This is a genomic window from Gracilibacillus suaedae (genome assembly GCF_017599345.1).
In the GTDB taxonomy this organism is placed as follows: domain Bacteria; phylum Bacillota; class Bacilli; order Bacillales; family Amphibacillaceae; genus Gracilibacillus; species Gracilibacillus suaedae.
This window is the reverse complement of record NZ_JAGFVL010000020.1, coordinates 212,768-238,067: the sequence shown is the minus strand read 5'-3', so window position 1 is coordinate 238,067 and position 25,300 is coordinate 212,768. Positions and strand designations below refer to the sequence as shown.

Here is a 25,300-nt window from a genome sequence, read left to right as displayed (position 1 = left end):
AGTAGCTGACCGTAATAAAAATTCATATTCCTTTTTCCAGAATTATGTGATAAAATTAAAATAACAACGTTGTTATAAAAGGGGAGTGAGCATTTGACAGAGTTTCTAGTCATCTTTAAAGATGTAATTCTCCCTATTTTTATTTTGTTAGCAATTGGGTTTTATTTACATCTTAAATTCACATTGGATTTAGCAACCTTAGCAAAATTAAATATTTATTTTGTTGTACCAGGTTTTATTTTTGTGAGATTGTATGAGGCGACCTTTAGTCTCCAGCTTTTTGCACATGTATTAGCATTTTTTTTGTTGCTTGTTTTTTTGCTCTATTTAGCAGCGATAATAATTGCCAAGTTAATGAAGATAAATGGTGGAAAAAGGACAACATTTGCTAATAGTGTGATGTTTTTCAATTCAGGCAATTATGGTGTACCAGTAAATGATTTAGTTTTTCGCGGTGATCCATATGCCATGTCGATTCAAGTTATTGTGTTAACCTTGCAAAATATTTTTCTTTTTTCCTATGGGATTTTCTCCTTGAGAGCAGCTAAGGATGGAAAATGGAAGGCTGCACTTGGTTATTTTAAAATGCCTGTCTTATATGCGATGCTTTCAGGGGTTTTGTTGAATGCATGGGATGTTTCGATTCCTGAGCCAATTTGGGTATCAGCGAATTACATAGCTGATGCCATGATAGCACTTGCGTTAATTACACTAGGTGCACAAGTAGCTAGAATGAAGTTTAAAAAGGGGTTATACACGGTTTATGCAAGTATTACATTACGTTTGATTGGTGGTCCGGTTGTAGCATTTATTATTATTAGTTTGTTTCAATTGGATGGGGTGATGGCACAAGCATTATTTATTGCTTCAGCGATGCCTACTTCCGTTAACAGTGCCGTTATCGCAGAAGAATACAAAAGTCATCCCGATCTAGCCGCGCAAACCGTATTGTTCTCAACAGTAGCAAGCATGCTCACTGTCACAGCAACCGTCTATGTTGCTCAGTTCCTGTTTTAAGTACAGACGTAGAAACGTTACTTCAACGAATTGTAATGTCACATGGTTGCAATTAATGGTGCATCAAACAAAATCAATCCAGTCCAATAAAATTATGAAGCGTTATCCTATTAATCAAAAAAGGAGTGAATCAGATGGGGATTTTACATGAATTAGTGCAAGATATTCCGATTCCTAAAATGATGAAAGTGAAACAATACTTTGATGACCAGCAAATTGATGATTTAGGTGTAGAATTGAATAAGCAATTGAATCAAAAAGATATTGCGAATCGAATCAAACCTGGAATGGAAGTTGCAGTTGCGGTGGGTAGTCGCGGACTTGATCGTCTTGTGGAGACGACAAAAGTAACGATAGATTTTCTAAAAGAACATGGTGCTAAACCGTTTATTGTGCCTTGTATGGGTAGCCATGGTGGCGCAACAGGTCCAGGACAAAAGGCAGTACTAGAGCATCTCGGTGTTAAAGAAGAGGTAGTAGGCGCAGAAATTCGTTCATCGATGGAAGTCATAAAAATTGATGAGCTAGAGAATGGATTACCTATTTATATTGATAAAATAGCTTCGGAAGCAGATGGCATCGTTGTCATTAATCGTGTGAAACCACATACAGCATTCCGTGGTCCTGTCGAAAGTGGCATTATGAAAATGATTAGTATTGGGTTAGGGAAACAAAAAGGTGCAGAAGCCTGTCACCAATTAGGTTTCAAACATATGGCAGAGCACGTACCAGCAATGGCAAGAATTATTATCGATAAAATGCCGATTATGTTTAGTGTCGCAACTGTGGAAAACGCGTTTGATAAAGTAGCGGAATTAGAAGTGCTATTACCGGAAGAAATTGAAGATCGTGAACCAGAACTTCAAAAGCTTGCTAAAAAGTCTCTACCAAAGCTTTTCTTTGACCAAATTGACGTATTGATTATTGATGAAATAGGTAAAAACATCAGTGGTGATGGCATGGATCCGAACATTACAGGACGCTATCCAACACCGTATGCATATGGCGGTCCTGATGTAACGAAGATGGTCGTTCTCGATCTAACTTCAGAAACAGAAGGGAATGCCAATGGTGTCGGTACTGCAGACTTTACTACACAAAAGTTGGTAGACAAAATGAATCGTGAGGCAACATATGCTAATGGTCTAACTTCTACCGTTGTTGGCCCAACACATATTTCAACCGCAATGCCTAATGATAAAACAGCGATTCAAGCAGCAATCAAAACATGTAATATTTTAGATTTTACTAAAGCTAGAGTAGTTCGGATTAAAAACACATTAGAGATTGGTGAGATTGAAGTATCAGAAAACATGTTAGAAGATGTAGAAAATCATGATCGTATTGAAAAATTGTCTGATTTATATGACTTTTCGTTTGATCAAGAAGGCAATCTGAAATAAATATAAGAGGGGAAGGATACTATGAGTAAACTATTTGATTTGACGGGGAAAGTAGCAGTTGCACTTGGAGGTAATAGTACTTTAGGTGGTTCCATGGCAAAGGGGTTAGCGGAACATGGAGCGAAAGTAGCTATTGTTGGCCGTAACCTTGATAAAGCTGAGGAAGTTGTTAAAGAAATTCAAAATGCTGGGGGCGAAGCAAAAGCTTTTAAGGCTGATGTAAGTGAACTGTCAACAGTGGAAAATGTAGCAAAAGAAATTGAAGAGTGGTCAGGAGGATGGGATATTCTCCTTAACGCGCCAGGTATGAATAGTACTACTCCTTATTTAGAACTAACAACAGAAGAATGGGATAAAATTATGGATGTGAATTTAAAAGGAATTGTGTTTGCTACACAAATTTTTGCAAAGAAGATGGTAGAGCAGCAGCGTGGTGGAAGTATTATTAATATTTCCTCCGTATCATCTACTACCCCACTTTCTAAGGTGTTTACTTATTCCGCATCAAAAGCTGCGATTAATAGTGTAACACAATACTTAGCACGTGAATTCGCTCCACATAATATTCGTGTAAATGCGATTATTCCAGGCTTCTTTCCTGCCGAACAAAATCGTAAAATTCTTAGTGAAGACCGAGTTCAGTCTATTATGGACCACACACCGATCAAACGTTTTGGTGAACCAGAAGAATTACAAGGTGCAACAGTCTATCTTGCGTCTGACAAAGCAAGTGGTTTTGTCACTGGTGAATTACTACGAGTTGATGGTGGATTTGGAAGCATGACGATATAATAAAGAAAGACCATGATCAAAGTGTTAACGTCTTTATTCCTTGTTTATAACCTTGAAAAGACAACAAACCGCGTAAGGGAGGGAGATAGAACATGCATGAACAAAAGCATCAAAAGTTAGTATCTATTCTCCAGGAAATGAAGAAAGTAGTAGTGGCTTTTTCCGGTGGTGTAGACAGTACCTTTTTGTTAAAAGTAGCGGTAGATACATTAGGTGTCCGTAACGTATTGGCAGTTACAGCTGATTCAGAAACATACCCAACTAGTGAATTAAAAGAAGCGAAACGACTAGCTGAGCATATTGGTGCTAGACATCAGGTGATTGAAACAAGTGAGTTAGCGATTCCTGGTTATACAGAAAACGATAAAAACCGTTGTTATTTCTGTAAAAATAGTTTATTCGATCATCTCGTACCGATTATGAAGGAAAAAGGTTTTCAGAACATTGTCTATGGTGTCATAGCCGATGATATGAGTGAGTACCGTCCAGGCATGAAAGCTGCAAAAGAACAAGGTGTACGTGGACCACTACAAGAAGCAGATTTATATAAAGAAGAAATTCGTGAATTGTCTAAACAAATGGACTTACCAACATGGGATAAACCATCTTTTGCATGTTTATCTTCAAGGATTGCTTACGGTGAAACTATTACAAAGGCAAAGCTGACTAAAGTAGAAAAGTCTGAAGCCTTTCTGAAAACAATTGGTCTTCGTCAAGTGAGAGTTCGTACGCATCAAGACATTGCACGAATCGAAGTAGAACCACAAGATATGCAGAAATTATTAGCAAATCACCAAAGAGTAACGGAAAAATTACAGAGCTATGGCTATAAATTTGTTACAATGGACTTAGTAGGTTATAAAAGCGGTAGTATGAACCGTGCCCTATCATAGGTAAAGGAGTAAAAGCTTTGGATCTTTTCCAAAGCTTTTACTAGCTAGGTGAAGGAGGACATTATGGAGGAAGTAGTCATTGGTCTCGATTTCGGGACTACAAGTGTAAAAGCAGTAGCATTTGATTTGCAAGGAAAGGTAAAAGTAGAAGCAGAACAATTAATTCAAACGTATTATCCGGGACCATCTTTTGTCGAACAGAGACCAGATGAGATTGAAGCTAGTACCCGAGAAGTATTAAAGGATGTTTTTGCCAAAACTAAACAACAACATGTATTAGCAGTAGGTATCTCCTGTGCCATGCACTCATTGATTTGTGTAGGTGAGGATGGAACCCCACTATCCAATATGTCGATCTGGTCTGATGGTAGAAGTAGTGAATTAGTTGCGAATCTGGACCCTGCTGTCACAAAAAACATCTACAGTAAAACTGGGACACCGATTCATCCGATGTCACCATTATTAAAATTAACGTGGATGAAAGAAAATAATTATGAACCATATCAACAGGCAGCTTATTTTATGTCGTTGAAAGAATATATATTATTTAAGTGGTTTGATAAACGTGTAATAGATTATTCAATGGCATCTGCAACCGGTTTAATGAATGTCAAATCATTAAATTGGGAAGAGGAAGCATTAGAGCTTGCAGGAGTAGAACTTGCACAATTATCAAAGATTGTTGGCCCAACTGAGGTGGTTGAAGGCTTGAATCCGGATGTTGCCACTGAATTAGGATGGCCAGAAGGTACGCCACTAGTAATAGGTGCTGCAGATGGTCAACTAGCTAACTTAGGAAATGGAGCAATTAAACCTGGGGAAGTAGCGGTAACGGTCGGCACGAGTGGTGCAATCCGACAATTAATTTCCGGTCAACATGTAAATGACAATGGTGAAACCTTTAGTTATGCCTTTACTTCGGATACCTCGATCATTGGTGGTCCAACGAACAATGGTGGAATTGCTTTACAATGGTTAAAGGATATGATGGAATTTGAAGGAAGTCATGAACAATTTTTAGCAGATGCAGAAAATGTAGAAATTGGAGCAGAAGGATTACTTTTTGTTCCATATGTGAATGGTGAACGAGCACCAGTTTGGAACCAAAATGCACGAGGTAATTTTTATGGTTTAAGCGTTACTCATCGACGTCCACAGTTAGTTCGGGCCGTATTAGAAGGTATCGCTTTTAATTTGTATCAAATTGGTCAGTCATTAGAAGAGATTGCAGGAGCACCAACAACTATTTCTGTAAATGGTGGATTATCGAAATCTCCATTATGGGTGCAAATTTTAGCAGACGTGTTTGGCAAGGAAATACAATTAGCTGACACCCACCATGGAGCGGCATGGGGAGCAAGCTGGACAGCCCTCGTAGCAATTGATAAAGTCAAATCATTCGAACAGATAAAAGAGAATATTCCAATTGATCAAATTGTCGAACCAAATATGGAAAACCATGAAAGATATAAAGATGTATTTACGAAATACCAGCAAATTGCTAAGGATATAGAGAAGTATTTTTAAAAGGGAAAGAACTTTTTGATAGGTTCAATTCATATTTCAGCACTTGTATGGGATAATAGTCCAAGATCCTAGCTCTGGCATATGTTGTGGAGCAATTTACTTAGCATTTAATGATGAGCCGGCGTGGGTTGCCGTTTTTTCTTAAAAGTGGCCATAAAAAATTTGTGTATCAGTTGATGGATGTGATGAAATGCTAGAAGATATATTACGAAAAGTAGCCAATGGCGAGCTATCACCTGATGAGGCGAAGGAAAAGCTTGCTACATTTGAAAATCTTGGCTTTGCCAAAGTTGATCATCATCGAAAAAAACGCCAAGGCTTTCCTGAAGTCATTTTTGGTGAGGGAAAAGAACCATTACACATTATCGATATTTCCCGGGCAATGATGGCGAAAAAAGAAAATATTTTAATAACAAGAGTGACATATGAAAAATCACAAGTAATTATCGAGCAACTGCCAGATTTTCAATACGATCAAACAAGCAGAACTCTATTTATGCAAAATGATCTAGATACCTATCATTATAACGGTTATATTGCCGTAGTTTGTGCAGGTACTTCAGATTTGCCTGTTGCGGAAGAGGCGGCAAAAACTGCCGAAGCTTATGGTGTGGAAGTTAGACGTTTTTATGATGTTGGTGTTGCCGGGATTCATCGTTTAATGGCACATATTGATGAAATAAGAGGGGCAACCGTTTCTGTCGTTGTGGCTGGGATGGAAGGAGCTTTGCCAAGTGTAGTTGGTGGACTTGTTTCTCACCCCATCATTGCAGTCCCGACAAGTGTTGGTTACGGAGCTAATTTTCAAGGGCTATCGGCATTATTAACGATGCTCAATTCCTGTGCATCAGGAATTAGCGTGGTCAATATTGATAATGGCTTTGGTGGGGCCTATAATGCGGTGATGATCCATCGAATTGCCAATCAAGCATAACGAAAAATTTCCACGGTGATAAACTCGTTTCTGTTAAAACGGAGCGAGTTTTATCATGATGCTAAACGTCTCACTTTACTATTTAAAGACATGTTCATGTTATAATAAGCATTATTTCTTTTCGGAAAAGGAGCAATCTATTATGAAGAAATTCGGTTTCATTATGTTAATAATCGTTATTTTTGCCTTAGTGGGATGTAACGATAAACCAACTCCTGAAACAAGTGCAAAATCAGATCAAGCAAACGAATTGACATTAGCTATTGGCGGAGAACCAGATGATGGTTTTGACCCAACAACAGGCTGGGGAAGATATGGTTCACCACTTTTTCAAAGTACGTTATTAAAACAAGATAGTGAAATGGAAATTACATACGATCTAGCAACAGATTACCAAGTTTCAGAAGATGGATTAACATGGGAAGTGACACTACGGGATGATGCAAAATTTTCTGATGGTGAACCAGTAACGGCTGAGGATGTGATTTTTACATTTGAAACTGCAAAACAATCGCAATCAGTGGTAGACTTAGCTGATCTTGAAAGTATTGATAAAGAAGGTGACTATCAGATAACCTTTCACCTTTCACAGCCCCAATCAACATTTTTATATACACTGCAACGATTAGGTGTTGTTCCTGAACACGCTTATGATGAAGGTTATGCAGAAAACCCAGTCGGTTCAGGTCCTTATCAATTAGTGGAATGGCGCAAAGGAGAGCAATTAATTGTTGAAAAAAATCCACGTTACTATGGAAATGAGCCTGAATTTGAAAAGCTTACCTTTTTATTTTCGGGAGAAGATCAAGCCATAGCAGCAGCAAAAGCAGGAGAGGTGGATGTATTGTCGGTTCCGATTACAATGGCCGATCAAGAAATTGCTGGCATGAAGCAAATCTCCTTACAAAGTGTTGACAATAGAGGTGTCATGCTACCATATCTGGAGCCCACTACAAATGGAAATGGTGAGGAAGTCGGTAATCCGGTAACGTCAGATCCTGCAATCAGAAAGGCACTCAATTACGCGATTGACCGAGAAGCCATTGTGGATGGTGTGTTAAATGGTGAAGGAACAGTTGCTTATTCCAGTTCGGATGGGTTACCTTGGGGAAACACGGAGACAGCTATTGAAGATGCTGATCAAAACCGGGCCGAACAAATTCTAACTGACGCAGGCTGGCAGCGTGGAGAAGATGACATTTTTGAAAAAGATGGACAAAAGGCTAGTATGACGTTGTATTATCCATCAGGTGATCAAATGAGGCAATCTTTGTCTCTTGTGTTCGCGGACATGATCAATGAATTTGGTATAAAGGTCATTACGGAAGGTGCGAGCTGGAACGAAATTGAACAAAAAATGCATGCTAATCCTGTCATGATGGGATGGGGAAGTCACGATCCTATTGAATTATATTCTTTATATCATTCCTCTATGCAAGGAATAGATTACTATAATGCTAATTACTATCAAAACGAACAAGTAGATCAATATTTAGATCAAGCAATTCATGCAAGTACAGAAGAAGAGGCAAATGAATATTGGAAATTGGCCCAATGGGATGGCGATACAGGTATGAGTACATTAGGAGATGCACCGTGGGTATGGCTAGTGAACCTTAATCATATTTATTACATTAATGAAAATATTAGGATAGGTGAACAAAAGGTACAACCTCATGGTCATGGCTGGCCAATTACTGATTTTATTACAGAATGGAAAGTTACGGAATAGGATAGAGAAGAAAGGAGACGAACGTGAATGGCAGTTGCGATTATAAAGAAATTGTTGCGATTAGTGATATTGCTGTTTGCGGTAAGTCTCCTTACTTTCTTACTTGTCAGCATGTCTCCAGTTGATCCGATTCGAGCCTATATTGGGACAGATATGCTGTTGGTAAGTCCGGAACAACGGGAACAGATCGAAGCATATTGGGGGTTGGATCAACCTCTTTTCACTCAATATGTACAATGGATTTCTAGTATTCTATCAGGTGATTTCGGTACATCATTAATCCATCGAGTGCCTGTAACAGAGGTGATAGCTGATCGATTCTTCTCTTCGATTCTATTAATTGCTCTCGCTTGGCTTATGTCAGGAATGTTAGGGGTTATGTTAGGCTCTGTTGCTGCCATGAAAAAGGGATCGTGGATCGACCGAGTTATCAGAGGATATTGTTATTTGTTACTTTCTACACCAGGGTTCTGGCTAGGACTATTACTTTTAATGGTGTTTTCGGTCTGGCTTGGTATTTTTCCGACAGGTTTAAGTGCCCCAATAGGCATGACTACAGGAGATATTACTTTGTTTGATCGTCTCTATCATGCTATTTTACCAGCTTTAACGCTTAGTATTATTGGGGTTGCCAATGTCTGTTTACATACACGAGAAAAATTGATCGATGTACTTAAGACCCCTTATATTCTTCAGGCGAGAGCTAATGGTTATGAAGGTATCTATTTGTTTAGAAGACATGGCTTGCGTAACATGATGTTGCCTGCTATTTCGGTACATTTTGCCTCTTTTGGTGAATTGTTTGGTGGCGCAATTATCGCGGAGCAAGTATTCAGTTATCCAGGGTTAGGACAAGCGGTGGTGGATGCAGGTCTGCAAGGTGATATCCCGCTATTTCTGGCAATTGTTCTGATTAGTGCCGTGTTTGTTTTCGTTGGAAATTGGATAGCAGATATCTTATATCTTGTTTTAGATCCTCGTTTACGAAAAAGGGGGAATAAGTCATGAAAAAAAACATGATAATTCCACTTTTTCTATTTATAGCAGTCTATATACTATCATTCCTGATTAAAGATACAATAAGTGTGGATTTAGCGAATAAAAATCAAGCGCCGAGTTTATCGCATTTGTACGGCACTGACTGGTTAGGACGAGATATGTTACTCCGAACGTTGAAAGGGATCCAACTTAGTATTACACTTGGTATGGTGACGGCATTGCTTTCAACCTCTTTAGGACTTTTACTGAGTATCCTAGCAACGGTCAATTCATATATGGATAAAATGGTGTCCTGGTTGATCGATTTATTTTTGAGCTTACCGCATCTTGTTACATTCATATTAATTTCATTTGTTTTAGGTGGTGGATTTAAGGGAGTAGTAATAGGTCTCATGCTGACCCACTGGCCGGCGATTACGAGGGTACTTAGGGCGGAGCTTTTACAGTTGCAGACAATGCCATACGTGCAAATCTCGAAACAACTAGGGAAAGGATTTTGGTGGCGGGCAAGATATCATTTTCTTCCACACCTGTTTCCTCAATTAATGGTAGGTTTCACTTTAATTTTTCCGCATGCTATCTTACATGAAGCATCGATTACATTCTTAGGATTTGGTTTATCAGCAGAACAACCAGCGATCGGTATTATTTTATCGGAATCGATGCAATACCTATCTTCAGGTATGTGGTGGCTAGCCTTTTTTCCAGGATTGACACTGTTAATGATGATGTTGTTATTTCAACGTTTTACCAATGCATTCAAACACCATTTAGAAAGGGATCGCTCCTATGAACACTATACTAACGGTTAACTTATTATCTGTTTATCATCAGCAGTCAGAACATTACTTGTTAAAGGATATTTCCTTTTCGTTATCCAAAGGTCAAGTCTTGGCACTTGTTGGCTCCAGTGGTTCGGGTAAAAGCTTATTAGCACAAGCTATCTTACAGTTGTTACCTGATAACCTGCGTTACAAAGGAGAAGTATTGTACAAAGGTCTTCATGTTAATCAGCATGACCGTGGCAAAAATATCGTATTGATACCGCAATCAGTAGAAGCGTTAGATCCATTGATGAAAGTTGGCAAACAAATAGAGGGCTTAATTCAAACAGAGGACTCTCATCAGGCGGTGCTTGACTTATTAATGCGATTGGGTCTGGAAGCTGAAACTGCAGCACGATACCCGTTTCAATTATCAGGAGGACAAGCACGTAGAGTATTAGCAACTATTGCGCTAGGGAGCCCTGCCAGCGTCGTGATTGCCGACGAACCAACCCCTGGTCTTGATAAAGAGGCGAAACATGAGATGATTGCCTTATTAAAAGAAGTGCAACAAGCTGGGAAAGCAATTCTTTTGATAACACATGATTTTGATGCAGCCCTTCAGCTTGCTGATCGTGTAGCTGTTTTATCGCAAGGGAAAATAGTTGAAGTAACGGATGTTAAACATTTCTCAGGTGAAGGACAGAATCTAGCACACCCTTTTACCAAAGCATTATGGCAGTCCCTACCACAGAATTTCTTTTTCAAATGAAACTATTTTATATGGCAAATCTAACAAGAGAGTAAGAAATTTTTATCATTAACTCACTTTATTCAAAAAATCAAGTAATAAGGAGCTTGCAAATGCTTGAGATTACCAATCTATCTTTTACTTTACCAAATCAACAAACGCTGTTTCGAAATGTATCGTTGACGCTTCATGAAGGGGAAATAGTTGGAATAAGTGGTGCCAGTGGTTTAGGTAAGACAACATTTGCCAAGGTGGTGACAGGTTATCTACCCGCTGAATCGGGAGAAATCAATTGTAAAAGATTAAAAAATACCCCACATCCGATCCAGTTAATATGGCAACATCCTGAACAAGCCGTTAACCCAAAATGGCGAATTAGAAAAGTGCTAGAGGAAGCAGGTCCAATCGATAAAAAATTACTTGAAGAGTTACAAATTCCCCTTGAATGGTTGCAACGTTATCCTCATCAACTTTCAGGAGGGCAATTACAAAGAATATGTATTGCACGATGTTTATTAACAAATCCTACCTACATCATTGCAGATGAAATGACGACAATGTTAGACCCAATCGCGCAAGTAGAAATATGGCACCTGATAATGAATCATATCAAAGAGAAGAAGATAGGATTACTGATTATTAGTCATGATCACCTTTTGTTAGATAATCTATGTGAAAACATAATAGATTTTACACAATATGTGAAACCATTAGATGGTAATTATCGTAATAATCATGAAGGGGTGAGAACATGAGAGAACAACCTAATGAAAGAATCGCCACAGATGCGATTAAAGCGTGGAAATTAACGGCTCAACTTATTGCAATTATACCATTACTAATTACTATTGGAGCATTTGTTGCAGCCTATTATTTGGAGTTTCTATCGTTTTGGATAGGAGCTGTACTGGTAGTTTTAACTGTTCTGGAATGGATTATCTCCATAGTCATTCTACCAAAATTAAGATGGAGAAGATGGCGCTATCAAATCTATGATCAGGAAATATACATACAGCATGGCATTTTAATCGTGACTAGAACGGTAGTACCAATGATACGGGTACAGCATGTCGATACGCAGCAAGGGCCGATTTTAAAGAAGTATGGATTATCTACATTACAGATTTCAACTGCTGCTACAACACATGAAATACCTGCCTTATTAGAGGAAGAGGCAGCCGATTTACGCGACCAAATCTCTGAACTAGCGAGGGTGGAACAAGATGATGTCTGAACCGAAACGATTACATCCTGCAGGTATGATATTTAATATCTTTCAGGCCATCCGGCATTCCGTATTTGGTTTTTTACCACTTGTCATTATAGCTGTTGGAAATGATGCGTGGTTTTATGTTATTCTCGGTGCCTCGATTCTTATCGTTTTAATTATTTTATTTAGTGTTTTATCTTGGCTTCGCTACACTTATCAATTAGAAGAAGATCAAATTCGAATTGAACAAGGTATTCTCATAAGGAAAAAGCGAACGATTTCCAAACATCGGATTCAGTCGATTGATCTGTCTCAAAATATTATTCATCGTATTTTTGGTTTAACAAAAGTACAGATTGAAACAGCCGGTAGTGATCACCGGATCGATGCCGCTTTATCTGCAGTAACGATGGCAGATGGAAAAATGCTTCATGATCAGCTGAAATATAAAAAACAAGTAACTGAGACTGACGAGAACGGAGAAGATCAGGATCTAAAAGAGGAAGTACATGAGCAAGATCATCCACAGCAACAAATTACACCGAAAGCGTTATTTGTTGCTGGATCAACATCAGGAAGTTTTGGTATTATCCTTGGTTTAGCGGGCTTAGCCTTTTCAGAATTAGAAACGTTTATCCCGGACCGATTCTATAATCAGGCAACAGAATGGTTGTTTTCTCAAGCTGTTCAAGTATTGATTGCGTTAGCAGTTGTCGTTTTAATTTTATTGTGGGTACTAGGTATATTATCAACCATCATCCAATATTGGAATTTTACGATTACGAGATATGACAAAGAATTGTTTATAACGAGAGGATTATTAGAAAAGAAGCAATCAACCATTCCATTAAAAAGAATACAAGCGGTTGGTATTAAGGAAACGATTATTCGGCAGCCATTAGGATTAGCTTCAGTTTATGTCGAGATTGCCAGTGGGGAAATTGGCCAGAATCAAGAGATGCATACGATAATTTTTCCCCTCATGCGCAAAAAACATATCGCTAGCTTTTTAAAGGAGTTATTACCTGAATATCGATATCAGCCGGAAGGAATGGTTAAATTACCTACGAAAGCAATACCTTACTATATTATTCGATCAGTTATAACCCCGTTGATCGCAACGATTGTTGTTGCAGTACAATTTACTGAATTCACCTGGATACCGGGAATAGTGATGTTACTTTCCTGCATATACGGCTATTTTCAATACAAAACTACCGGTTACCATATTCAGGATCAGCAGTTATTGGTCCAGACTCGAACGATTAGTAAGGACACCGCTTTAGTTCCACATAAAAGATTGCAGTCCCTGCAAAAGAAGCAACATTTTTTACATCAGAAACAGGGATTAGCCACGTTAGATACAGCAATTTTAAATAAATTTGTTGGCCGTCATTTTATTGTAAGGGAACTAAGAGTGGAGGATGTCGATCAAATAGCAGATTGGTATTCATATCGAAAAAAGCCACTATGATCAGTGGGGCCTTACAGACGTTTAACACCGTGATAAAGTGGAAGAAGGATAGTTAGTACAGAAAATGTACGGACTATCCTTTTCTAATTCTATATGGAGGTGTGTTCTCCTTACTTTATTTTAAATAAAAATGTTGACGAATTTTTGCGTTAGGAGTATTATTTTTCCCATGAGAAACTTTTTGAATATTTGGGCATATATATAATTTAGTCCTTTGATCATGATGAATAATCGCCCGTAAACTCCCTACTCGAAAGAATAGTAACAAGGGAGATAACGGACGCTATGGAAGTCTTTCTCTATTATAGTTTGCTTAGGAGAGGTGTATACAGCGGATGGAATTAGAAGGGGTAGCTTTAGCGTTTAGTTTGACCTTGCTAGCAGGTTTGGCAACTGGAGTTGGAAGTATATTAGCATTTTTTACGTCTAATACAAATACGAAATTTTTGTCCTGGGCATTAGGTTTTTCAGCAGGTGTGATGATCTATGTCTCGATGGTGGAAATTTTTGTGAAAGCACAAGACTCATTAGTCGGTGAATTAGGGGAAAAAACAGGTAGTTGGTTAACTGTCATCGGATTTTTTGTCGGTATGGTTTTAATAGCATTAATTGATAAATTTATTCCCAAACAAAGTAATCCACACGAATTGAAAAAAGTAGAGGATATGAACAAAAATCCAAATGGTGATGGTAGTTTATTAAAAATGGGTACGTTCACAGCACTAGCTATTGCCATTCATAACTTTCCTGAAGGGATCGCTACTTTCACAGCTTCCCTGCAAGATCCAGGTTTAGGGATTGCCATTGCGGTTGCCATAGCAATTCACAATATTCCGGAGGGGATTGCTGTCTCGGTTCCTATTTATTTTTCGACAGGGGATAAAAAGAAAGCATTTAAATTGTCTTTTTTGTCAGGATTAGCTGAACCAATTGGAGCATTGGCTGCCTTTCTATTTTTAATGCCTTATTTATCAGAAGTATTGTTTGGTATGATATTTGCTGCCGTTGCTGGAATTATGGTATTTATTTCTTTAGATGAATTACTGCCTGCAGCTAAGAAATACGATGAAGCTCATACATCTATATACGGTCTTATTACAGGAATGGCGGTAATGGCGTTAAGTTTATTATTGTTCATATAAAAAAACGGGGAATCCCCGTTTTTTTTATAAGGCCTCATAAACGATGAGAGGAAAGGCTGACACTAAGTGATACTTGCCTTGGCTTTTGTTTGCTAATTTCGTATCATTCTTGCAATGAAAACTACAAGTGCAATGATTAAGAGAATGTGTATTAGACCACCTGCAATTTCAAACAAGAAGCCAATAATCCATGCTAACAATAGAATTCCAATAATGGTCCAGATCATGAAGTCCACTCCTTCTTTTTCGCATCTTACGTATAAAATACCCAATATCGACAATAATAAACTTTTTTCGAAAAAATGTTGCAATCATAGAAGGAGCTTGTTATAATAATCAACGTGGTTTCGTTAAGAGATTGTTAACTATTTTTAATAAATTCTTAATAAGTAGTGTCTTTAATAAATATTGATGCGGTTGTAGTTTAGTGACGAGTAAATTCTTCATCGAATATTCTGCGAGTTGTCCCGAAGAATCTAACTTCTGTGAAATAACTGGTAGATGGAGGGACAGGGACCACGGGCAATAATTAGATATATTGCGTAATACATATTACAAATTTTATTTTATTAGATGCGGGTGTAGTTTAGTGGTAAAACCTCAGCCTTCCAAGCTGATGTCGAGGGTTCGATTCCCTTCACCCGCTCCATACATAGGGTTGAACGTAGTGTTTCGTTTTTAAATGAAGCATTACGTTTTTTTATTTTATTAAATGATCTATCCAAAGTTACGAATAGGGACAAATTAAGATAGAGTCTGATTAAAACACTTGCACATTACTGTTTACAACTTGTATTGTAGAGAGTGAATAACAATATATAAGAGGGGTAAATAGTATGAAGAAGTTACAACAACTCTTACAAAATATAGATGGAAAAGGTTATAAAGCTTATAAATCAATTCAAGGAAGTTATTCCTTCCACCGTTATGAAGTATGTGTGGACTATGTACAAGGAGATCCCTTTGCCTCACCTTCAAAAATTCGTATTGTGATACCAGATGTCTATCGTCCAATTAAAGATGAATGGAAACAATCCAAACAAAGAAACATATATGTAGCTGACCATATTGCCCGTTCGGTAGCGAATGCGATTAAGAAAGAATCCAAGCAGTTCAGAGGATCTGGCAAAAGCGGACTAATCTATATTGACCAACCCGGTCAGGAAATTCTCGAACGCACAGCAGTTCAAATAAAAAAGGATAAATCAATTATTTGTTTATCAATTGGTTTGCCAGCAAACGGGCGCCGTATTAATGGAAGAGAAGCAGAAAAATTATTCTTTACGATATTGCCTTCGATTCTAAAAGATTCCATTTTTTCTATTCAAAATGATGAATTAGAAAAAAGCATTCAATTAGCAGATCAACATGTTGCTATTAGAGAGAAAATGAGGGAAAATAATTGGATTGCTTTTGTCGCAGATGGTGCCATACTTCCACGGGAAAGTGGTGTAAGCAACCGTCCACTAAGAAAAGCAGTACCATTTGAAAGTCCTCAAGAAAATCGAGTGGAGATTAAGCTGCCACATCGTAAAGAAGCTTTAACAGGTATGGCAATCAAGAAAGGTATAAGTCTGATTGTTGGGGGTGGCTATCATGGTAAAAGTACGTTATTGCAAGCGTTAGAACGTGGTGTTTATCATCATATTCGCGGTGATGGACGTGAGTACGTGCTAACTGATCCTGACGCAGTGAAAATAAGAGCGGAGGATGGTAGACAGGTAACATCGGTTAATATTTCAGCTTTTATTAATGATCTGCCTCATGGACAAACGACAACAAAATTCACGACAGAGAATGCCAGTGGCAGTACCTCGCAAGCTACAAATGTAGTGGAAGCAATTGAAGTCGGGGCGACAACCTTGTTAATTGATGAAGATACAAGTGCGACAAATTTTATGATTCGTGATGCACGTATGCAGGCACTTGTTCACCAAGATAAAGAACCGATTACACCTTTTATCGATAAAATCAAACAATTACGAGATGATTTGGATGTATCCACGATCTTAGTAATGGGGGGTTCTGGTGATTACTTTGATGTGGCAGATCAGGTAATCATGATGGATCAATATAAACCATTTAATGTAACAGATAAAGTTCGTGAAATTGTGGAACATCACCCAGTATCTCGTCAGCCGGTTACAGAAAAACTGGCAAATGATATGAATGAACGTATCTTTTTACCACCAAGTCTAAACTTACAAAAAGGTAAGAAGAAAAAAATTCAAGCAAAAGGTCTTTATATGATTATCATGGGCACGTCAACAATCCAACTTGAAGATGTAGAACAGTTAGTTGATGCTTCCCAAACTCGAGCGATCGCAGAACTGTTACGCTACATGGAAGCAAGAGGCTTGTTAGAGCAAGGAAAAGCCTTAACTGCCTTGCTTGATGATATTGAAAAAGTAATGGATCGAGAAGGTTTACAAGCTTTTGCACCTTTCCCGAACCAACATCCAGGTGATTTAGCTAGACCAAGACGATTTGAAATTGCGGCATGCTTAAACCGCATGAGAACAGCAAAAGTCCGATAAGGAGGTGAGTGTAATGGCATATCAACAGTTAAAAGAAGAGTTAATCACTTATAGTAAAGAAATTGGTATTGATAAAATTGGCTTTGCCAGTACGGAACCTTTCGCTGAATTTAAATCAAGGTTAGAAGAACAGCAAGCACTAGGCTATGCTTCAGGTTTTGAAAAAGGAACGAATGAAGAAAGAACAGAACCGGAACGATTAATGCCAGGTGCAGAGTCGATTATTGCTATTGCACTTGCCTATCCTACAAGAATTAAAAACGATCCGAAAAGTGTCAAAGGAGACCGCCGTGGTTTATTCGCCCGTGCATCGTGGGGAACAGATTATCATATCGTTTTAAAAGAAAAATTAGATAAGCTAGCTTCCTTTTTACAGGAAAAAGTACCAGGCTTTCAATTTAGTTCAATGGTTGATACAGGAGAATTGTCTGATCGAGCGGTGGCAGAGCGGGCCGGTATTGGATTCAGTGGCAGCAATACGTTAATCATTTCACCGGAGTATGGATCTTATATGTATTTAGGTGAAATGATTACCAATATACCTTTTCCAGCGGATCAACCACTTGATGAGGGATGTGGGACTTGTACGAAATGTATTGATGCTTGTCCAACAGGTGCACTCGTTGAGCCGGGAAGATTAAATGCACAGCAATGTCTTGCATTTCTTACCCAAACGAAAGGTTTTATGCCAGATGAACATCGAGAAAAGCTGGGAAACTACATCTATGGCTATGAAACTTGTCAGGTTGTTTGCCCGTATAATAAAGGAGTAGATTTTCACCATCATGAAGAGTTTGAGCCTGATCCAGACCTGGTAAAACCACGACTTGTCGATTTGTTAGCTGTTTCTAACCGTGAATTCAAAGAAAAATTCGGAAAAATGGCCGGTTCGTGGCGTGGAAAGAAACCACTGCAACGCAATGCCATTCTTGCCTTGGCTCATTATAAGGAGTCATCAGCTATTGATACGTTAATCAAGTTAATGAATAATGACCCACGTCCCGTCATTCGTGGAACAGCAGCATGGGCAATCGGGAAAATTGGAGAAGAAAGAGGGTTCCGTGCCATCGAACAAGCAATGCAGCGAGAAAAAAAACCAGAAGTTATAGAAGAGATGGAAAAAGGTTTACAATTTGAATCCATATCAACCAATTAATAGGAGGATCTGTATGAATGCTTTGAACTATTATCCGTATGATTCACCGCTCGGCACTCTTTTACTCGTAAGTTATGATCAGCATCTTATTTTCATTAAATTCGGAACGATGAAGGAGAATGAACAGGAGATTATTGCTTGGGCTGAAAAACATGCTTTACCTACTAAATTAGTAGAATCAAAGGAAGCATTGAAAGAGACAACCAGCCAATTGACCCAATATTTTAAAGAGGAGCGAAAGACCTTTTCGATACCGTATAAATTTTACGGGACTCCTTTTCAACAGAAGGTATGGCAAGCATTGGCCAAAGTAGAGTATGGTAAAACATGTTCTTATCTGGATATCGCTAAAAGTATTGATTCACCTAAAGCAGTACGAGCTGTTGGAGGTGCGAATAACAAAAATCCGATTTCCATCATCATTCCTTGTCATCGTGTGATTGGAAAAAACGGTAAGTTAATCGGTTACGGTGGTGGTTTAGACAAAAAAGAATATTTACTAGAATTAGAGAGGACGGAAGTTTGATCTTCCGCCCTTATATCATTTTATTCTGCTGCTTCGTCTTCAGATGTCTCAGTAGTTTCTTCCGTTTGATCTTCCGTGTCACTTTCATCATCTTCAGCACAAGCAGTAAGCCCGCCAAATGCTAAGAAAGCAACAGCTAAAAGAGATAGCCATTTTTTCTTCATCCGTAATCCCTCCTTCAAATTCCATTCTAAAAATCCATATGGGAAATTACAACTGAAAATACCATATATTAACTAAATTTTATATTATTTACATAGGCTTAACATAAAAAAATAATTTAATAGAAAGACGCTTGGATATTAATATCCAAGCGTTTGTTTACTCATTTAGTATTATTCTTATTCTAACTCAACGTCGCCTTCCATGTCACCTTCAGCTTCGGTATCGTCTCCACTATCTTCTTCCATAGGAGCCTCTTCTTCCGCTGGGGCTTCTTCTTCAACAGCAGAATCATCTTCTGGCGCTGGAGCCTCCTCCTCAGCAGCAGGATCATCTTCTGGCATTGGCGCCTCCTCATCTGCCGGTGCTTGATCTTCCGTCGGTGCATCTTCAACAGGATCAGGACTTTCATCCTCACCACAAGCTGCTAAACCACCAACTGTCAGCACTGAAATTCCTATCAATGACAATATTTTTTTCTTCATGTTTAATTCCTCCTTTTTGTATATTTCACAAATCGTATTCCCAAAGAGTAAACGAATTAATCATAAAAAAACCAGATTTCATATAATGTTAATTATATGAAATTATAGTCATAGATTTGAAATTTTACTGATATACAGAAACAATCGTGTAAACTCTATAATTTTCTGTTGTTTTGAAAGGATAAGTTTCGCTGGGTAGAAAGGATTAAAAACCTCTGCTGATGGAAATTCATATGAGGTGGTAATTTATATGTTGCGTCATTTCTAGACTAATTGCAACTCTTCTGAATATACATGAAAACAGGGAGGGGATTGTTTTGTCAGAATGGGAGTTAATGAAAAGACATTGGAAAGAAAACTGGAATCGGAACGAGCATTCTCTTCACAAAAAACAACAGCTTCACAGGAAAAATGGCAAAAGTATTAATCATATAGATATAATAGGTAAAAAACGGGATAAAACAACTAGGGGTAGTCGCTCTGAAATAACATATCAATTGTATATCAAATTGTTTATTGAGGATCAAGAAAATTTTTACCATGAAGAAATGATAGAGCACCGTATGGCTACTATTGAGAATGAAGAAATCATAGAGGATAAGGAAATTTCATTTTTACCAGCTCTAAAACCAGAGAAGATTGAAGCGGGTCAGCATTCTCTTCGATTTGTATATGACCGCAGAGCTGCAGTTCAATATGCAGAACGGTGGTGGAACGACGCTAATCCAGCCTATCGCTTTTTTGAAGATAATGACTGCACCAATTATATTTCGCAATGCTTAAGAGCTGGAGGTGCTCCGATGTATGGTGCGCCAAATCGTTCAAAGGGCTGGTGGTATCAGCAAGATAATTGGAGCTTTAGCTGGTCGGTAGCAAACGCTTTAAGATGGTATTTGAGTGGATCGACAACAGGGTTAAAGGGAAAAGAGCTAGATAATCCAGAAGACCTTTTACTCGGTGATGTGATTTGTTATGACTTTCAAGGAGATGGCAGATGGGATCATAATACGATTGTGGTTGCTAAAGATAGTCAAAACATGCCGTTAGTGAATGCTCATACCAATAATAGTCGCCATCGATACTGGACTTATGAAGATTCAGCAGCATGGACACCTAATTGTCAATATCGTTTTTTTCGAATAGGAGAGGAAGATCGTGCAAATGATTAAGATTGTGGTATAATGACTAAGGTTACTAAGCAATATATGAGGTGAAATACATTGGCAGTCCATGTCGTTTTATATCAACCAGAGATCCCAGCAAATACGGGAAATATCGCAAGAACTTGTTTGGCAACAAATGTTCATTTACACTTAATTCGACCACTCGGTTTTTCTACCGATGATAAAATGTTACGACGTGCTGGTTTAGATTACTGGCATGATGTTTCGATTAATTATTATGATTCATTGGATGAATTATATGAAACATTTCCGAATGCTGAATTTTATTATATTGAAAACTTTGGAACAAAATATTATTCAGACTTTGATTTTAGTGATAGTGAAAAGGATATGTTTTTCGTTTTTGGTCGTGAAACCAATGGCATTCCGAAAGAACTGTTAGAAGGAAAAGAAGATCGTTGTCTTCGGATTCATATGACAGATAAGGTTCGTTCGTTGAATTTATCTAATACGGCAGCGATTATCGTCTATGATGTTTTGAAACAACAAGGCTTTCCCGGCTTAGATTAACCACAGCATAAATTGTTGTGGTTTTTTGAGTATTGGAAAGACAACTACAATTTCTTATCGGGAAAACCCACCTATTTCATAATCACTTTTTCCGGTTAAACCACCTTTACGTGGAAATCCTACAATTTCATTTAACAGTTTTCCTGATAAACTTTATGAGGTGATAAAATGGAAGGACATAAAACAGTGATCCAAAAAGCTGAAGAAATGGTACGCGAAAAGTTGTTAGGTGAAGGATCTGGTCATGATTGGTATCATATCGAACGGGTGACGACGTCGGCTCAAATACTCGCCGCAGAAGAAAATGCGGATCTTTTTGTAGTGACTCTAGCAGCATTATTACATGATTTAGCAGATGATAAAGTAGTAGAAAGCGAAGAGAAGGGTTTAGCAGCAATTCAGGATTGGCTTGTCCAACATCAGGTAGAACAAGATGTTATCGAACATATTCTAACGATCATAAAGGATATGTCATTTAAAGGCGGTAACAGCAAACAACTCGAATCAATTGAAGGACAAGTTGTTCAAGATGCAGACAGGTTGGATGCAATTGGAGCAGTTGGGATTGCCCGGTGCTTTGTTTATGCTGGTAAAAAGGGGCAACCAATCTATGATCCAGAAATAGAAGTCCGGGAACAAATGACAGCGGAAGAGTATCGTAAAGGTAAAACAAGTGCGATACATCATTTTTATGAAAAACTGTTGAAATTAAAAGATTTGATGAATACAAAAGCAGGGTATCGTTTAGCACAAGAAAGACATCAGGTGATGGAACAATTTTTAGATGCTTTTTATCTAGAGATTGGTGAAGAAAAAAGACCTGAATAAAAAGGAGAGGTTAGTTTGACATCGATTTGTTTTGTAAGACACGGGGAAACAGATTGGAACGCACAAGGGAGGATTCAAGGGCAGACAGATATTCCGTTGAATAACAGTGGACGTTCGCAAGCCAATGAATGTGGTCGTTACTTACAAAATTTTGAATGGGATGTGATCATAACAAGCCCCTTACAACGAGCAAAGGAAACAGCGACTATCATCAATAAGTATTTGCACTTACCTTTAACAGAAATGAATGATTTTCGAGAAAGAGGATTTGGCGATGCTGAAGGAATGACATTTCAGGAACGTGAAGAGATATTCCCAAATGGGAACTATCCTAATCAGGAAAGCTTTGAAGCACTTACGGAGCGCCTTGTGACAGGAATGCAAAATATACATCAAATACATAAAGGAAAGAAAGTGCTACTTGTCGCTCATGGCGCAGTAATTAATGCGATTTTATCCAATTTTTCGGGCGGGAAAATCGGTTCAGGAAAGACTAGACTTATTAACGGTTGTATTAATCTTATCGAATGGATGGAAGAAACTTGGGAAATTAAAAGCTATAATCAGACAGGACATCTATCAGCGTTTAGTGAAAGAGGCGGTGTTTAAGTCCAAACGGAGTCGGTAAGAGGATTAATAAAGTGTTTTCCTTGATAGAGCGGTTCTAGAAGTCGGGAGGATTTAATAAAAGAGTAGCTCGTGTCCGATCGATGTTCTAAAAGTCGCATCCTAAACTCTTTAAAAATAGAAAAGAAGTAGGATTACATTCTTTATAAAGTAGTGACATTCACTACTTTTTATTATATAATATATTCAAATAATCAAATGAATATTTGAATGAGGTGTCGATAACATGAAATGTGAAACATATTGTTATGATGAAGCGGTTGTTGCGCGTGTGCAACCTAAAATAGAACAACTATCAGGTGTTGAAATGATTTTTAAAGCATTATCTGATGCGACACGATTAAAAATCACATATGCTTTAACATTAGAAAAAGAACTATGTGTATGTGATGTGGCGAATATTATTGGTTCTTCGACGGCAACTGCATCTCATCACTTACGTATGCTCCGCAATATGGGATTGGCGAAATATCGCAAGGAGGGAAAGCTCGTTTTTTATTCATTAAAAGATGATCATGTACGCCAACTTGTGACGATCGCAAAAGCGCATGCCGAAGAAGGTGTTCACGTTGGCTGATAAACAAATCTTTCGTCTCCAAGGTTTATCATGTACGAACTGTGCTGCTACATTTGAGAAAAATGTTCGTAATATTAGTAGTGTGGATGAAGTAAATGTTAATTTTTCTGCCGCTAAGTTAACTGTTTATGGAGATGCCACCATCGAACAACTGGAAGAAGCAGGGGCTTTTGACCATATTAAAGTGTATCCAGAAAAAACAAAAGCACCGACAGTACCTTTTTACAAGAAAAGAGAAAATCAATTAACGATGTTTTCATTATTCTTTGTCATGCTTGGCTATGTTTTTTATTTTCAAATCGGAGAGCACCATGCTTTAACAATTGGAACATGTCTACTGGCCATAATCATCGGTGGTTATGACCTGATCAAAACAGGGAGTAAAAACCTGTTGAAACTTCAGTTTGACATGAAAACGTTAATGACAATTGCCGTGATTGGTGCAGCGATTATCGGTGAATGGGCAGAGGCAGCAGTTGTTGTATTTCTTTTTGCTTTGAGTGAAGCTCTGGAAGGTTACTCCATGGATAAAGCACGAAACTCGATCCAATCATTAATGGATGTTGCACCAAATCGAGCAACTATAAAAAAGGACAATCAATTAATTGAAATCGATGTGGAAGATGTACGAATTGGCGATACGATGATTGTTAAGCCTGGCGAAAAGATTGCAATGGATGGTGTTGTGATAGAGGGAAACTCTTACGTTAACCAAGCAGCGATTACGGGTGAATCTGTTCCAGTTGAAAAAGAAGCTGGAACAACGGTTTTTGCAGGTTCTATCAATGAGGAAGGTGCTTTAGTAGTTGAAGTAACCAAATCAAGTGAGGATACAACGATTGCTAAAATCATCCATTTAGTAGAGGAGGCACAAGCAGAAAAAGCGCCCACACAACAATTCGTCGATCGTTTTGCGAAATATTATACTCCTGCAATTATGATATTGGCATTGCTTGTGATCGTTATACCACCAATCTTTGGCGCAGGCTGGGAGACATGGATTTATAACGGGTTAGCTGTGTTAGTTGTTGGTTGTCCATGTGCATTGGTCATCTCGACGCCGGTTGCGATAGTGACTGCGATTGGCAATGCAGCGAGAAATGGTGTACTGATCAAAGGTGGTATCCATTTAGAGCAACTGGCAAACATTGATGCTGTTGCTTTTGATAAAACAGGAACACTTACACTAGGTAAACCTGTTGTAACAGAAGTAAAAGCAATAAGCTTAACAGAAGAAGAATTGTTAAAAATAGCAGGCGCACTAGAAGCATACTCTGAACACCCAATCGCGCGTGCAATTCATAAAAAAACACATGGTATGCCGTTACCAGAAGCAACACAATTTCAATCCTTTACAGGCAAGGGAATCAAGGCTGTGATAAATGGTGTACGCTATAAAATAGGAAATGCTAAACTCTTTGAAGGCAGCGAACTACCGTCAGTGTCAGCGAATACGGTTTTGTATATTGGAACGGAAGACGAAGTAAAGGGTTATGTAACGGTTGCTGATCAGCCTCGACCGAAAGTAAAACAACAAATTGCCAAGCTCCATCAATTAGGGGTAAGTAAAACGGTAATGTTAACAGGTGATATAACGAATGTTGCGAAAGAAATTGGACAAAAAACTGGTGTATCGGAAGTAAAGGCAGAACTTTTTCCTGAAGAAAAGCTCTCCTATATGAAGCAATTAAAACAGACTCACCGTGTGGCGATGGTTGGAGATGGAATCAATGACGCACCATCACTAGCTGAAGCAAATGTTGGTATTGCTATGGGTGGGGCAGGAACGGATGTAGCATTAGAAACAGCTGATATTGCGTTAATGGGAGATGACATATCGAAGATTCCTGACTCGATTCACTTAAGTAAACGAACATTACGGATTATAAAAGAGAACATTTTCTTAGCGTTGTTATTAAAAGTCGTTGCCCTCTTACTTGTGATACCAGGATGGTTAACATTGTGGTTAGCAATATTTGCGGATATGGGAGCAACATTATTGGTCGTTTTTAATGCATTAAGGTTAATAAGAAAAAAAGATAGATAGGTGCCACTGTTCACGAGATCATA

26 protein-coding genes and 1 tRNA gene are annotated in these 25,300 nt (G+C 38.3%); 24 read left to right on the top strand and 3 right to left on the bottom strand.

Annotation, left to right across the window (positions count from 1 at the left end; translation table 11 throughout):
• Positions 1-93 precede the first annotated feature (93 nt).
• The 14 genes from J5J03_RS05345 (at position 94) to zupT (ending at position 14,638) form a co-directional block, all read left to right on the top strand.
• Positions 94-1,017 (top strand): AEC family transporter, encoded by a 924-nt coding sequence (locus J5J03_RS05345; protein WP_208587013.1) that lies wholly within the window; start codon positions 94-96, stop codon positions 1,015-1,017.
• 134 nt (positions 1,018-1,151) lie between these two features.
• Positions 1,152-2,420 (top strand): nickel pincer cofactor-dependent isomerase, group 22, encoded by a 1,269-nt coding sequence (locus J5J03_RS05340; protein ID WP_208587011.1) that lies wholly within the window; start codon positions 1,152-1,154, stop codon positions 2,418-2,420.
• Between the two features lie 21 nt (positions 2,421-2,441).
• Complete coding sequence (locus J5J03_RS05335; protein WP_208587009.1) at positions 2,442-3,212, top strand: glucose 1-dehydrogenase; 771 nt, start codon at positions 2,442-2,444, stop codon at positions 3,210-3,212.
• 92 nt (positions 3,213-3,304) lie between these two features.
• Positions 3,305-4,105 (top strand): ATP-dependent sacrificial sulfur transferase LarE, encoded by an 801-nt coding sequence (larE, locus tag J5J03_RS05330; protein ID WP_208587007.1) that lies wholly within the window; start codon positions 3,305-3,307, stop codon positions 4,103-4,105.
• A 63-nt stretch (positions 4,106-4,168) separates the two neighbouring features.
• Positions 4,169-5,632 (top strand): gluconokinase, encoded by a 1,464-nt coding sequence (locus tag J5J03_RS05325; RefSeq protein ID WP_208586999.1) that lies wholly within the window; start codon positions 4,169-4,171, stop codon positions 5,630-5,632.
• 190 nt (positions 5,633-5,822) lie between these two features.
• Complete coding sequence (gene larB, locus J5J03_RS05320; RefSeq protein ID WP_208586996.1) at positions 5,823-6,566, top strand: nickel pincer cofactor biosynthesis protein LarB; 744 nt, start codon at positions 5,823-5,825, stop codon at positions 6,564-6,566.
• A 142-nt stretch (positions 6,567-6,708) separates the two neighbouring features.
• On the top strand, positions 6,709-8,298 hold the full coding sequence (locus tag J5J03_RS05315; protein ID WP_208586987.1) for an ABC transporter substrate-binding protein: 1,590 nt from the start codon (positions 6,709-6,711) through the stop codon (positions 8,296-8,298).
• A gap of 27 nt (positions 8,299-8,325) precedes the next feature.
• Positions 8,326-9,306, top strand: a complete 981-nt coding sequence (locus tag J5J03_RS05310; RefSeq protein WP_208586984.1) for an ABC transporter permease — start codon at positions 8,326-8,328, stop codon at positions 9,304-9,306.
• The gene (locus J5J03_RS05305) at positions 9,303-10,109 is read left to right on the top strand and encodes an ABC transporter permease (RefSeq protein ID WP_208586982.1); all 807 of its coding nucleotides are present in this window, start codon (positions 9,303-9,305) and stop codon (positions 10,107-10,109) included. Before J5J03_RS05310 ends, J5J03_RS05305 begins: the two co-directional genes overlap by 4 nt.
• The gene (locus J5J03_RS05300) at positions 10,087-10,833 is read left to right on the top strand and encodes an ATP-binding cassette domain-containing protein (protein WP_208586980.1); all 747 of its coding nucleotides are present in this window, start codon (positions 10,087-10,089) and stop codon (positions 10,831-10,833) included. The genes J5J03_RS05305 and J5J03_RS05300 overlap by 23 nt, the downstream gene beginning before the upstream one ends.
• Before the next feature lie 92 nt (positions 10,834-10,925).
• Positions 10,926-11,567: an ABC transporter ATP-binding protein gene (locus J5J03_RS05295; RefSeq protein WP_208586978.1), complete on the top strand. Its 642-nt coding sequence runs from the start codon at positions 10,926-10,928 to the stop codon at positions 11,565-11,567.
• The gene (locus J5J03_RS05290) at positions 11,564-12,046 is read left to right on the top strand and encodes a PH domain-containing protein (protein ID WP_208586968.1); all 483 of its coding nucleotides are present in this window, start codon (positions 11,564-11,566) and stop codon (positions 12,044-12,046) included. Before J5J03_RS05295 ends, J5J03_RS05290 begins: the two co-directional genes overlap by 4 nt.
• Entirely contained in the window at positions 12,039-13,496 is a 1,458-nt protein-coding gene (locus J5J03_RS05285; protein WP_231710607.1) for a PH domain-containing protein, read from the top strand. The genes J5J03_RS05290 and J5J03_RS05285 overlap by 8 nt, the downstream gene beginning before the upstream one ends.
• A gap of 335 nt (positions 13,497-13,831) precedes the next feature.
• Positions 13,832-14,638 (top strand): zinc transporter ZupT, encoded by an 807-nt coding sequence (gene zupT, locus J5J03_RS05280; RefSeq protein WP_208586957.1) that lies wholly within the window; start codon positions 13,832-13,834, stop codon positions 14,636-14,638.
• A gap of 92 nt (positions 14,639-14,730) precedes the next feature.
• Here the strand turns inward: zupT and J5J03_RS05275 are convergent, their stop codons facing one another.
• Entirely contained in the window at positions 14,731-14,865 is a 135-nt protein-coding gene (locus J5J03_RS05275; RefSeq protein ID WP_153834579.1) for a lmo0937 family membrane protein, read from the bottom strand.
• A gap of 348 nt (positions 14,866-15,213) precedes the next feature.
• Between J5J03_RS05275 and J5J03_RS05270 the strand changes: the two genes are divergently transcribed.
• The 4 genes from J5J03_RS05270 to J5J03_RS05255 all read left to right on the top strand — a co-directional run bounded on the left by J5J03_RS05270 (position 15,214) and on the right by J5J03_RS05255 (position 18,857).
• Positions 15,214-15,287 (top strand) — tRNA-Gly (locus J5J03_RS05270).
• Positions 15,288-15,474: 187 nt separating this feature from the next.
• The gene (locus J5J03_RS05265; RefSeq protein WP_208586955.1) at positions 15,475-17,175 is read left to right on the top strand and encodes an ABC-ATPase domain-containing protein; all 1,701 of its coding nucleotides are present in this window, start codon (positions 15,475-15,477) and stop codon (positions 17,173-17,175) included.
• 13 nt (positions 17,176-17,188) lie between these two features.
• The gene (gene queG / locus J5J03_RS05260) at positions 17,189-18,331 is read left to right on the top strand and encodes a tRNA epoxyqueuosine(34) reductase QueG (RefSeq protein WP_208586953.1); all 1,143 of its coding nucleotides are present in this window, start codon (positions 17,189-17,191) and stop codon (positions 18,329-18,331) included.
• 13 nt (positions 18,332-18,344) lie between these two features.
• Positions 18,345-18,857 (top strand): methylated-DNA--[protein]-cysteine S-methyltransferase, encoded by a 513-nt coding sequence (locus J5J03_RS05255; RefSeq protein ID WP_208586945.1) that lies wholly within the window; start codon positions 18,345-18,347, stop codon positions 18,855-18,857.
• Between the two features lie 20 nt (positions 18,858-18,877).
• On the opposite strand, the gene J5J03_RS05250 is transcribed toward J5J03_RS05255, so the two are convergent.
• Together J5J03_RS05250 and J5J03_RS05245 are read right to left on the bottom strand one after the other, a co-directional pair.
• Positions 18,878-19,021 (bottom strand): hypothetical protein, encoded by a 144-nt coding sequence (locus tag J5J03_RS05250; RefSeq protein WP_018931228.1) that lies wholly within the window; start codon positions 19,019-19,021, stop codon positions 18,878-18,880.
• A gap of 177 nt (positions 19,022-19,198) precedes the next feature.
• On the bottom strand, positions 19,199-19,504 hold the full coding sequence (locus J5J03_RS05245; RefSeq protein ID WP_208586937.1) for a hypothetical protein: 306 nt from the start codon (positions 19,502-19,504) through the stop codon (positions 19,199-19,201).
• A 317-nt stretch (positions 19,505-19,821) separates the two neighbouring features.
• On the opposite strand from J5J03_RS05245, the gene J5J03_RS05240 reads away from it, so the two are divergent.
• From J5J03_RS05240 to J5J03_RS05215, 6 genes are all read left to right on the top strand, one after another.
• Positions 19,822-20,673 (top strand): amidase domain-containing protein, encoded by an 852-nt coding sequence (locus J5J03_RS05240; protein ID WP_208586935.1) that lies wholly within the window; start codon positions 19,822-19,824, stop codon positions 20,671-20,673.
• 51 nt (positions 20,674-20,724) lie between these two features.
• A complete protein-coding gene (trmL, locus tag J5J03_RS05235) occupies positions 20,725-21,198 on the top strand; it encodes a tRNA (uridine(34)/cytosine(34)/5-carboxymethylaminomethyluridine(34)-2'-O)-methyltransferase TrmL (RefSeq protein ID WP_208586933.1) in 474 nt (157 codons plus the stop codon).
• Between the two features lie 168 nt (positions 21,199-21,366).
• Positions 21,367-22,026, top strand: a complete 660-nt coding sequence (locus tag J5J03_RS05230; protein WP_208586926.1) for an HD domain-containing protein — start codon at positions 21,367-21,369, stop codon at positions 22,024-22,026.
• Positions 22,027-22,041: 15 nt separating this feature from the next.
• Entirely contained in the window at positions 22,042-22,635 is a 594-nt protein-coding gene (locus tag J5J03_RS05225) for a histidine phosphatase family protein (RefSeq protein ID WP_208586924.1), read from the top strand.
• A gap of 244 nt (positions 22,636-22,879) precedes the next feature.
• On the top strand, positions 22,880-23,230 hold the full coding sequence (locus J5J03_RS05220) for an ArsR/SmtB family transcription factor (protein WP_153834570.1): 351 nt from the start codon (positions 22,880-22,882) through the stop codon (positions 23,228-23,230).
• Positions 23,202-25,277, top strand: coding sequence for a heavy metal translocating P-type ATPase (locus J5J03_RS05215; protein WP_208586922.1), 2,076 nt, complete (start codon positions 23,202-23,204; stop codon positions 25,275-25,277). Before J5J03_RS05220 ends, J5J03_RS05215 begins: the two co-directional genes overlap by 29 nt.
• The last annotated feature ends 23 nt before the right edge of the window (positions 25,278-25,300 follow it).

Excerpts from the sequence above, each read along its gene's own strand:
- J5J03_RS05285 (WP_231710607.1), top strand. The coding sequence starts at position 12,039 with ATGTCTGAACCGAAACGATTACATCCTGCAGGTATGATATTTAATATC.
- J5J03_RS05295 (WP_208586978.1), top strand. The coding sequence starts at position 10,926 with ATGCTTGAGATTACCAATCTATCTTTTACTTTACCAAATCAACAAACG.
- J5J03_RS05220 (WP_153834570.1), top strand. The coding sequence starts at position 22,880 with ATGAAATGTGAAACATATTGTTATGATGAAGCGGTTGTTGCGCGTGTG.
- J5J03_RS05290 (WP_208586968.1), top strand. The coding sequence starts at position 11,564 with ATGAGAGAACAACCTAATGAAAGAATCGCCACAGATGCGATTAAAGCG.
- J5J03_RS05265 (WP_208586955.1), top strand. The coding sequence starts at position 15,475 with ATGAAGAAGTTACAACAACTCTTACAAAATATAGATGGAAAAGGTTAT.
- J5J03_RS05335 (WP_208587009.1), top strand. The coding sequence starts at position 2,442 with ATGAGTAAACTATTTGATTTGACGGGGAAAGTAGCAGTTGCACTTGGA.
- queG (WP_208586953.1), top strand. The coding sequence starts at position 17,189 with ATGGCATATCAACAGTTAAAAGAAGAGTTAATCACTTATAGTAAAGAA.
- J5J03_RS05315 (WP_208586987.1), top strand. The coding sequence starts at position 6,709 with ATGAAGAAATTCGGTTTCATTATGTTAATAATCGTTATTTTTGCCTTA.
- J5J03_RS05275 (WP_153834579.1), bottom strand. The coding sequence starts at position 14,865 with ATGATCTGGACCATTATTGGAATTCTATTGTTAGCATGGATTATTGGC.
- J5J03_RS05255 (WP_208586945.1), top strand. The coding sequence starts at position 18,345 with ATGAATGCTTTGAACTATTATCCGTATGATTCACCGCTCGGCACTCTT.
- J5J03_RS05305 (WP_208586982.1), top strand. The coding sequence starts at position 9,303 with ATGAAAAAAAACATGATAATTCCACTTTTTCTATTTATAGCAGTCTAT.
- J5J03_RS05310 (WP_208586984.1), top strand. The coding sequence starts at position 8,326 with ATGGCAGTTGCGATTATAAAGAAATTGTTGCGATTAGTGATATTGCTG.
- larE (WP_208587007.1), top strand. The coding sequence starts at position 3,305 with ATGCATGAACAAAAGCATCAAAAGTTAGTATCTATTCTCCAGGAAATG.
- J5J03_RS05250 (WP_018931228.1), bottom strand. The coding sequence starts at position 19,021 with ATGAAGAAAAAATGGCTATCTCTTTTAGCTGTTGCTTTCTTAGCATTT.
- J5J03_RS05245 (WP_208586937.1), bottom strand. The coding sequence starts at position 19,504 with ATGAAGAAAAAAATATTGTCATTGATAGGAATTTCAGTGCTGACAGTT.
- J5J03_RS05230 (WP_208586926.1), top strand. The coding sequence starts at position 21,367 with ATGGAAGGACATAAAACAGTGATCCAAAAAGCTGAAGAAATGGTACGC.
- larB (WP_208586996.1), top strand. The coding sequence starts at position 5,823 with ATGCTAGAAGATATATTACGAAAAGTAGCCAATGGCGAGCTATCACCT.
- J5J03_RS05300 (WP_208586980.1), top strand. The coding sequence starts at position 10,087 with ATGAACACTATACTAACGGTTAACTTATTATCTGTTTATCATCAGCAG.
- J5J03_RS05340 (WP_208587011.1), top strand. The coding sequence starts at position 1,152 with ATGGGGATTTTACATGAATTAGTGCAAGATATTCCGATTCCTAAAATG.
- J5J03_RS05215 (WP_208586922.1), top strand. The coding sequence starts at position 23,202 with ATGCCGAAGAAGGTGTTCACGTTGGCTGATAAACAAATCTTTCGTCTC.
- J5J03_RS05325 (WP_208586999.1), top strand. The coding sequence starts at position 4,169 with ATGGAGGAAGTAGTCATTGGTCTCGATTTCGGGACTACAAGTGTAAAA.
- zupT (WP_208586957.1), top strand. The coding sequence starts at position 13,832 with ATGGAATTAGAAGGGGTAGCTTTAGCGTTTAGTTTGACCTTGCTAGCA.